The sequence below is a fragment of the Pseudomonas sp. PGPR40 genome, from assembly GCF_022014505.1.
In the GTDB taxonomy this organism is placed as follows: Bacteria; Pseudomonadota; Gammaproteobacteria; order Pseudomonadales; family Pseudomonadaceae; genus Aquipseudomonas.
The window spans coordinates 1-1,692 of sequence record NZ_JAKLSP010000068.1; the positions used below are offsets into that span (position 1 = coordinate 1).

At 55.7% G+C, this 1,692-nt stretch carries 1 protein-coding gene; it reads right to left on the reverse strand.

Annotation, left to right across the window (positions count from 1 at the left end):
• Positions 1-43: 43 nt before the first annotated feature.
• Positions 44-1,378 carry an IS110 family transposase gene (locus MEB48_RS28975; RefSeq protein WP_237887122.1) on the reverse strand — a complete coding sequence of 445 codons (1,335 nt, stop codon included), beginning with the start codon at positions 1,376-1,378 and terminating at the stop codon, positions 44-46.
• Positions 1,379-1,692: the final 314 nt, after the last annotated feature.

Sequence of the window (1,692 nt, forward strand, 5' to 3'; positions counted from 1 at the left end):
CTCTCATCAAACAAAAAATAACCAATTGATTTAAAAAGAAAAATCACGCTGCCTTCACCAAGTCCATCCCCAGTTTCCGAGCCTTGCGCAGCAAGGCTCGGAACTGACGTTCCTGGCTTCTACTTTCATACACCTCAATCCCCTGTTCAACATATGCCTGCCCTTTGGTCAGCATGGAATAGATCAGTCGCGCGAGCTGGTGGGCCGTTGCCTTGATGGCACAACTGGTGTCCATCCGAGACAAACGTGCCCGGTGGCTGGCACCGATGAAACCCTTTTCATTTCGTGCATTCGATGCGGCTTGCTTCAGGGATTGAGCCGCCCGGTTGACGATCTTCGGACCGCCGCCGCCTAACTGCCGTCCTCCTGATATTCGCGTCGGCGGGGCCAACCCTAGCCATGAGCAAAAATGCTGAGAGGATGGAAAACGCGAAAGGTCAGGGCCTATTTCACTGGCCAATACCAGTGCTGTATCCACGCCAATCGTAGGAATTGCCGTCAAATCGACACCCAGTACTCTGTAAAGCGCCTGATGCAGCATCACTTGCTCTGCCGTCGAGCGGTGGGGGCTGCGCAGAACCTTGGTCGCAGGCTGAGGCGCTGCCTCCAGCGCAGGCAGACACTCCAACGCTTGACCGATCGCCTTGTCGCACCCGGCAATTTGCTGCTCCAGAAAGTCGTACAGCGCTACTTCCTGAGCCAAGGCATGCAGATGTTCTAAACGCCAGTTGCCATGAAGGCTGCGAGCGATGGTGTCTTGACCCGCTTTGATCCGGCCATCTCGCAGGGTGGCCAACTTTTTCGGACAGCGTTCGCCGGCAATAATTGCCCGCAAAATCTTCATGCCAGTGACCCCGGAAATATCACTGATGACGTGCGCTAGCTGGATATTCATCTGGCTCAACGCTTTTTGCATACGGTTGAGCGTCTGGGCCTGATCCCGAACCCGATTGGCTCTCTGTCGTACCAATGAGCGCAGCGAACAGATGGCGTCCGCAGGTCGGAAAGCCCCTCGCAAAAGGCCATGAGTCATCAGTTGCCAGATCCATTGGCAATCCAGCACATCCGATTTGCGCCCTGTGATTTGGCGCGTTGCGCGTGAATTGACCAGGTAAACGTCAAAACCCCGGGCATCCAGAAGCTCGAAAAGCGGGATCCAGTAAACCCCGGTAGCTTCCATCGCGACCACCTTGATATTGAGGGACTCAAGCCAGTCAGCCAATCGGCCAAGATCATCGGTGAAGGTTTCGAAACGTTGCACCGGATGAGCATGCTGAGCGGGATTAACACCGACCCAATGCTCGCGGCTGCCGATGTCGATACCCGCACAGTCAGAGTGAACAACTTCAAAACGTTGCTGAGGATTCTTGCGCGCCATTGCAAATACTCGCAGGATAATGGGCGCACGCGGGGCACACGGTGGCGAAAGGATTCACTCTCTCATACGTGGTCACAGCTTGCTGTGCCGACAATGACTCCACGCCGATACCGTGCGGACCACTCTCCTACGCGGGTGCTGACACACCAATGCGGGTTACGGTCTCTGTCCCGCGTGCATCCTTTTATCCTAACAAGTCTGCTCTGACGCTACATGCCGTTGCGGTATCAGCCTCTCATCGTGCTTGATGCCTGGCGCATTCACTTGTTTGTTGCGCGACAGCGCGGCGCCTTGGCGGCGGGGAATCTCCTACA